This window comes from Marinobacter vulgaris (genome assembly GCF_003344045.1).
Classification (GTDB): Bacteria; Pseudomonadota; Gammaproteobacteria; order Pseudomonadales; family Oleiphilaceae; genus Marinobacter; species Marinobacter vulgaris.
The window spans coordinates 1-7,529 of sequence record NZ_QFWX01000013.1 but is presented as its reverse complement, the minus strand read 5'-3'; the positions used below and the strand labels follow the sequence as shown (position 1 = coordinate 7,529).

Sequence of the window (7,529 nt, the reverse complement as noted above, 5' to 3'; positions counted from 1 at the left end):
CCCCCCCCAGGTTACGCAGCGAACAGCACCTGTTTTAACTGACGATGACTCTATTCGTAAGGTCCTCCAAGAATTTGACGACTTGGTAAACGACTTTACGAAGGGGGTCGCCGAGGATGTTCTCCTGGATTACATGGTTGACAATTTTTCCGATGAAATAACGCAAGCACTTGGGGTCCTGACCGATCTGATAAGTGATCAGCTAAAGCTCCAGGAAGAGGGTGCTCTAGAGTTAGCTGCGCAGATGGCAGGAGCAATCGGTCTTGGAGATGATGAAGAATGAGTAAGCTATTGTTGGTTTTAACCGCCATCTTCTGTCTTTTACAGGCCGGTCAAGCTCACGCTGGTTGGGGTAGCGGGCTAGGGGACTTGCTCACAAATCTGCCAGTCGTGGATGTTGTAGGCGAAAAGATCCTTGAAAACCGGGTTGTTTTCGTCGATCTGAATGGGAAAGCCAGCGATAGCAATCAGCTTCAGGTCCGGCGCGATCAAAAGTCTGCACCGAGCGTTAGGCGCTCTCCAGAAACTGGTCTGCATAATAAGGTGGTTGCACAGACGGAGTCTGGAAACCAATCTTCCGCAGCAAAGCTTAATCATAAAAATGCTGGCGACAATGGTTTTGTGGTTCGGCCCGACCTCAATTCTGTAGCTAACGTAAGACGCTCACCAGGAACTCATCAGGGTAATAAGGTGATTGCACAGCTGAGGCCTGGTGAGACAGTTTCCGTAATTTCAAAACTGGAAAATAAGGCGTGGCTATATATAACTCTTCAATCCGGCCGAAATGGCTACATCCACGAAAGCTTGGTCTTACCTACGGACGTTAGTTCCCAATCCCAGGACGCAATCTCTTATCTTACTACCAAAAAAAGCCCAGAGCCTGTCGAAGAATTGGATGCCGACGTGACTGGTGAAAGTGTGGCGGGTGCTGAAAACTCGGGGAAGGGTCAAAGGAATACCGATAATTTCGATGGTATCGCAGCCCAGGATTGTAAGAACCAGTTGTTGCGAAAAGGCACTAAATATTATTTGGATCTTGCCGCGAAAATTAACCTTAATCAGACAGAGATTAATAATATCGAGGAAATAGTCGCCAGCGAAGTTAAAATCTCTTTGCTATCTGGAGGACGTGAAGTCCATAAAGACCCGGACCTTTTCATCTCGGAAAAAATTTACGAAATGTGCTGGAAATATAAATCATAGATTGAAAAGCATTTTGAAGTCGTTTAGTAAGGGCAACTTACTATATATGGCCCAAGTGTTTCAATCACACATTATTGAATATATTGATTGTCTCACTAAATGGATGGGGTATCATTTTGGTTTCCAAGTCTTACTCTTAAAAGTAGCTCGCGTAGACAGTGTTTTTAGCCGCCCCAACGTATTGTCGATTTAAATCTTGATTTTTAAAATCCGTTCTAGCCGGCATAACAACAAATTTAAAAGAACCATATTTGGCTATAAAAGCTTTTTTTAAGCCGACCTAAAAAAGCAAGGGAATAGTAGTATGTTTACACGTTTGTTGGTTGTTTCTGGTCTGCATCCGGTCTGGGTGTTCTTTTACGCTGGACCATGCATGGTCTTTGTGATGTGGCTGGTTCTGGGATTGAATTTCAATTTCGCCTCGGACGGTAAAGAAGCTGGCGTGTGGGCCATTGCAATCGTTTTGGCAGATTTGATGATTGGCTTCGCCTGGCATGGCCAAGCCAATTCAAGAACCACCCAGCTGGGTGAAATCAAGATTCCCAACTACGGCAAGTATCCGGTCACTGGCTTTGAATCATCTGAGCCTGCTAAAGCTCCGGTCATCCCTGAAGAAGTGCGAGCCATTACGGTTGAGCGTAGCGAGAATTTCTTCAAAACGGTCGATCAGTTGTCAGAAGACCTAGGTAGAGCGCTCGTGGTTGTTCCGACCCTCATCGGCAAGATCGATGTCTTCTGGCCAGATATAATGGCTGAGGGTAGTGTTGTTGACCCGGAAACCGCCGATCATGGTATGCAGGTCGTCATGAATTCGTTTCACAATGACCAGCGTGAGGCTGAATACGATGCCATTGTTCAAAGATTTGGCGCTCCTGCCAAGCGAGGCCTGGTGGATCAGAAAAGCGGTGAGACCGCGATGTTTGCCTACTGGGATATTGCAGCGGTCATCGAGGCGTCCTGCAAGACATTTTACGGCATGGAGCAAGTGAATGGGGTCGAGGTTGCTGCCCTGTATACGAAAATGTTCCGGGATCGTTCGGTCAAGATGCCTTGCCCGACCGAGGGCTACCTTGTAATTCCCTTTATCAAAGGCTTAATTCAGCCTGGGGTTCAGGTGGTGAGGAAGCCTTAAGCCTTCTTTGTAGTGGTCAACTAATCCCGGACAATATTTTAAGGTTTTCCTCAGCTGCAATGGGCGGGATGCCATCGTTGAATGTGTGAGGTCGCTGCCGGTTGTAATAGTCCATCAGATAGCCACCAACATCTTTTTTGGCCTCAGGCAGATTCGGATATCCCAGGGCCGGTATCCATTCAGATTTCAGACCCCGGAAAATGTATGCGATACAACCAGTCTGTTCTGTAGTGAGCTTGTTGCTTTTGCATATCAAGTGATGGGCTTATTGAGCAAGCAAGAGCCTGCTAACGAATACACTCCCCATGGACTTTTCTGAGTCCGGAAAGATTTCTCTCATGAAGAGTTTTCCGTCTGTTGGAAAAAGCCGTGTCGATTATGCGCAAAACTCAGAGCTCTTTGGCGCTTTGTAATAATTGCTCGACGGCAATTAAACTATGACCCGTTATTCAAGCGGTTAGCTAATTCCTTTTGCGGCCGCGGTCCTCACGAAATCGTTCATATGCGACCAAAGGTCCTTGGACGCTTTGATAAATCCGCGTGACATGAGATAAACGCTTCCGACTTGGCAGGCAAAAAAGCTCAATACATGCAGAGCGATGGCACCGAAGACTGACATATCGCTTGGTATTACCAATGAACCAAAAACGGAGGCTCCGACGAGTCCGATAGGGAGGGAGAGCAATCCGGGAATCAGAAGGCTACCAAGAAATTTCGACAACTCATCCTTTGTTACCACGATTGATACGCTATTTGATGTGTGATTAATGACTGCAAGAGTCTCATATTCGCTACGACCGTCGCTCGTGCCAACGACAGCGCTAATTGTATGGCCAGGCCTCACTGCAATGTCAGCGTTTTTTATATGAACGGGTTGCTCGCTCCCCTCTCCTGTTTTTATCCAAAGGGTCTGCTTAGTGCTAACCTGGGAGTTGATTTTCGGCGCACGCACATAGCCCCCGTTAGGGCCAACATAGCCGCCACCACCACTAGAGGTGATACTGACCTCTTGCTGTCTGTCAGCGTCGAGCACTTCGCCTGTTAAGGTCTCAAAAACAACTTCTTTGTCTTTATACTTGAAGCTTTCCATTTAATATCACCAGTTATTTTGTCCAACGTCGTAAACTAAAATAGTTTACATGTAACGCATTTCCGGCTCGGTACGAGTTCAGGCCAACTCGAACTACTCGTTAAAAGGCGAACCTTGTTTAATCCATTAATATAAAGTTAGTAACTCAAATAACGCCTAAAAAGAGGCTTAAGAAGGTTTACCCGTGGCTAATTTTATCTCAATCCAGCTGCGGTTTCCTCCTTCTATTTGCTTTATGTAGGGGCTGATTTTGAGCCAGACTCAGTACATGATGGGCGTGAGACTGGTTTTTATCGGAAAACAGTCCATGTCCTGAACTTTTCCGCTGTCCAAGGCAGCAAGGCAGACGTATTCACGGTTGGCTTTTGGGAAGATCTGTAGAAAAGTGAGGGTGATCTTGATTGCCTCTCCGTCAGCAGTTTCCGTAACGACATTTACCCGGTCAATCGCCACTCTGTCCGATATAATCGTAGCTTTCTCAGTACTGATTTTCCGTCCCTCATCAGCGATGGCTTGGATAGACCAAGTCGCGGCAAGAGCAACTGCAATAAGTTTGGCAGCCATAACCAGCGAGCGATGGTTGGGAGCGATGGTCATTTAATGTTTCCTTATTAAAGGTTTAAGATTCAGAATTTATGCAGCTCTCTGCAGCAGTCATTCCGAAGAATCAGTCGGCTACTTTTTCTTACGACCACCCATGACCCAGGAGCCATCGGTGGCTTCAGGCGTAATCATCTCCGTGCCTTGGTTAAGGTTCACTTTACCGCCCCTTCTGACGGTCGATATTGCAAGAAGCGTGAACACGATAATCTCGAACACAAAATAAAAGGCAATTGAGGCTCCGACCAGGGCATTGCCATACGTTGGAAGTCCTGTAAACCAGTCGTGCATTTCATTATACGTACGCCCAAATTCGGTATAATGAGTCCTTAAAATCCCACCCGTTTCAGCACTTCCCGTGATCCACTCCTCTTTTGCAATGTACATGTCATGAGGAATGAAATAGCTCACTTGCGAAAAAATAAAGTCAAAAAAACCATTGATAGAACCCATGATTCCGGACATAACCCCAGGGGCAAAAAGACCAAGACAGAGGCCCACTACCATGTAGAGCATGACGCCACCAAATACAGGCACTCCCCACCGTACGATCATAAATGAAATCATAATTTTCCTGTGTGTGCTGAATCGCTTTAATATCGAAATCGGCAACCGCCTCGATGGATATCTGTAAGGGCAGTTCCACAGAGTTATCTACAAGCCTATTTCATAAAAAATAACGCACGTAGACCTGTGCCGTTTTTTCGTTTCCCTACAGGTCTATCTTTTCATCAGAGCCATGGAGGTCTCTGCATCAATAACTCCTGTTACGGGAAGTTTGTTTAACCGCTGAAATCTCTTGAGAGCATGCATTGTCTTTCCGCCCATCAAGCCATCGACTGGGCCTGCGTCGTATCCACGATCGTTCAATTTTCGTTGAACCTGCGATACCGATAACGAACTGATCAGTTTGAGAACCTTCACCCTGCCGGCATCCTCAGTGCCCAAGTCCTGCGCATTGGCATCATGGTAATTGTGAAATGGAGCCAACGGGAAACCGATGAAAGCGTTACTGATTGGATAAATGGCGGGCTCGGCTCGCATCATCCAGTTCATCGCCATTGTGACCAATCTATTGGGCTTTGCATCATCGTCCGCTTTACCGGTTGCCGCTTCAATGATGCCGGTCTTAACCATCGGGTTTTCAGGTAGCAGGAACGGAAAGCTGATAACCACAATAAGGAATGTGCCCGTGATTCCCATTTTTATATTTTTCAAGGGGAACGTCTTCGGATGCTTTATGTACTGAAGTGCGGCCAGGTGGTGAAATACCTTGGACAGTGTAAAGAGGGAGAAAAACAGACTCAGTACGAGTGCGATAGGCGGCACTAACATAGCCCGCACAGCATCTTTCCCCTGCTCGGTCATCGCTTTATTGCGAACCATTTCATTGATCGACTTCGGAATGCCGTCCAACTGATCTGCAACGGTATTCCAGGACATGGGAAGCAATACTTTCTCAAGAAACTCTGTTTCACGTAGTCCTTTCTGAATAAAAATACTTGAGCTGTCTTCGCCCAATACAGATCGATAGGCGGATTGCACACTGGCTGTGCGGATAAATTGGTCTACGTTCATGCCATACTTGATATCGTTATAATCCGTTGTGAAAGGCTGATTTGCGGCCTCAACAAACGATTCTTTTATATTTCGGGTCAGCGCTTTGCGTACCGATGCCTCGATGTTCGGAACACCCGATGACCGAAGAACCAGATCTTTCGCCTCTAACGTGATGCCTTTGTGGTACTTTTTACCAAAGTTTTCTGCGAAGCCTTCATGCTGGTAAAACTGGCGTTTATTCAATCTCAGAGGAATCCCTTTAACCGTCAGTGGGATTGGGGAGGTTCGACGCTTTTCTGCGGTCAAATCCGAGTACACGATCCGACCAACGCGCTCAGCACTCCAATCACATGCTCCGTGATTGATTCTTCGGATATCGCAAAACTTGTAAACATCAAGCTTGGATCCCGTTCTTTCATAATAGATCTTTCCGTTCTTCTCAAGACTGGCCCGACAAGTGCTCGGAAAATAATTCGTTAATCTTGTATTGCAGGAACCCGCAACATAATAAGGATAGAAAAATGTTTTCGAGCCTATAGCCTCGTAAACCGACTTGGCACCGCTGGCATAGCTGGTGTAAGCCTGAGACAGTTGCGAATCGAGATCATGGTAGAAAGCGGAAGCCTTCATTTCGTCCATAGCCTTATTGATCTTTTCAGGCATAGAGGACATGCCATCGCGATAATTTATGTAGAGATCATAGATTCTTTGATTGACCTCCTTATACCCGTCATAAACCTCATCCTGTGATTCAAGTGCCTTTCGATGAACCATCGCACCCACAATGTTCTCAATTTCGCGGGGAATTCGATCGACGACCTTATCGTTGGATGCCATCAGCATCCCGGCAATGGCCAGAAAGGCTTTGTTCTCAGGACGGTCAGAAGTTTCCTGGGTAATCGGAACGTCTTCCAGAATCAGCGTTCCATTACGAATCGCGGGGCGAACCATGTTCAAATAGGTGGCCGCAAAGCGTTCCTCGTCTGAGGAGTTCTCTACAAGGACCTCTTCAATAAGAATTTCTTGAGCCGCGTACATGAACATAATAGCAAACGGCATTATGGCGCATAGCATCACCGTCTGCCTTTTTACATCGCAAACTCGGTCCTTGTACTTCAGTGCAAAAATTCCGTACACAAGAAAGCCAAAGCCAACACCTGAAAGGATGCGCCCTGCCATTTCAATTGTGTCCAGACTTTCCGGATCCGGGAAAACACCACTGGCAACGTTCAGCAGTGCCGCGTTAAAGCTGAACTCGATGATGATGTATAAAACTTCCAAACAGAGCAGGATAATAATCCATCTTTTCCATTTCGGATCCGATCCACCTTTAAATCCAACGGTACGACGTTCGGCTTCAAGTATTCTCTGTTTTTCAACATGGTTCACTGAGTTCTCCAAATTCAGGCTTTAGATATCAAGAGCTTTTATTATTTTTTTAGAAAAGTGCGGATCTTGATTAATCCCCTGAATTAGGTTCATTTTTGTTGATCCTGACACGTTGGCCTGCTCGGCGTTGACGATCGCTTGCAGTGCCAAATAAAGGGCTTACGTCAAGATTATCAACACTCGCTAGTAACTTAAGGCACGGCTGAAGAGGCGCTATTTTTCCTTTCTGCATTATCTTTCGTCGGCTCCTGGTCGTCAGATACAGTTTTCCATGACGCCTTTTCGGTTTCGTGCTCGGGCCTGGCGGTTGCCTGCGTGCTGTCAGGTTTCGGTGGCTTAATGCAGACGGCCTTCAGAATAAGACCATATTCAATTTTTTAAGTACACGGGTCACCGTGCCTTGGTGCGCAAACTACACTATATTTTTCATTCGTTTACATTCGGCTATCTATATTGCCCCACGCTGCGCCAGCAAAAAAATTGTAGTTGGGGTTCTACCCCGTTACTGCGGACATTCCTAAAAAGAGGCACACTGTGCCAAAGGAGTGTTCATGT

7 protein-coding genes and 1 pseudogene are annotated in these 7,529 nt (G+C 46.4%); 3 read left to right on the top strand and 5 right to left on the bottom strand.

Features of this window, described 5'->3' with window-relative positions; all coding sequences use genetic code 11:
- The 3 genes from DIT71_RS17950 to DIT71_RS17380 all read left to right on the top strand — a co-directional run.
- Positions 1-283 (top strand): hypothetical protein (locus tag DIT71_RS17950; RefSeq protein ID WP_158538983.1); only part of this gene is annotated, 283 nt, incomplete at its 5' end.
- Positions 280-1,203 carry an SH3 domain-containing protein gene (locus DIT71_RS17385; RefSeq protein WP_114614501.1) on the top strand — a complete coding sequence of 308 codons (924 nt, stop codon included), beginning with the start codon at positions 280-282 and terminating at the stop codon, positions 1,201-1,203. The genes DIT71_RS17950 and DIT71_RS17385, both read left to right, overlap by 4 nt.
- Before the next feature lie 304 nt (positions 1,204-1,507).
- Positions 1,508-2,335, top strand: coding sequence for a hypothetical protein (locus DIT71_RS17380; RefSeq protein ID WP_114614500.1), 828 nt, complete (start codon positions 1,508-1,510; stop codon positions 2,333-2,335).
- Between the two features lie 16 nt (positions 2,336-2,351).
- On the opposite strand, the pseudogene DIT71_RS18290 reads toward DIT71_RS17380, so the two are convergent.
- From DIT71_RS18290 to DIT71_RS17355, 5 genes and pseudogenes are all read right to left on the bottom strand, one after another.
- Positions 2,352-2,537: pseudogene (locus tag DIT71_RS18290) on the bottom strand (IS3 family transposase); the annotation flags it as partial.
- 255 nt (positions 2,538-2,792) lie between these two features.
- On the bottom strand, positions 2,793-3,425 hold the full coding sequence (locus DIT71_RS17370) for a hypothetical protein (RefSeq protein ID WP_114614498.1): 633 nt from the start codon (positions 3,423-3,425) through the stop codon (positions 2,793-2,795).
- Between the two features lie 261 nt (positions 3,426-3,686).
- Positions 3,687-4,022, bottom strand: coding sequence for a hypothetical protein (locus DIT71_RS17365; protein WP_114614497.1), 336 nt, complete (start codon positions 4,020-4,022; stop codon positions 3,687-3,689).
- A gap of 78 nt (positions 4,023-4,100) precedes the next feature.
- On the bottom strand, positions 4,101-4,592 hold the full coding sequence (locus DIT71_RS17360) for a hypothetical protein (RefSeq protein WP_114614496.1): 492 nt from the start codon (positions 4,590-4,592) through the stop codon (positions 4,101-4,103).
- A gap of 153 nt (positions 4,593-4,745) precedes the next feature.
- Complete coding sequence (locus DIT71_RS17355; RefSeq protein WP_114614495.1) at positions 4,746-6,974, bottom strand: peptidoglycan-binding domain-containing protein; 2,229 nt, start codon at positions 6,972-6,974, stop codon at positions 4,746-4,748.
- Positions 6,975-7,529 lie beyond the last annotated feature (555 nt).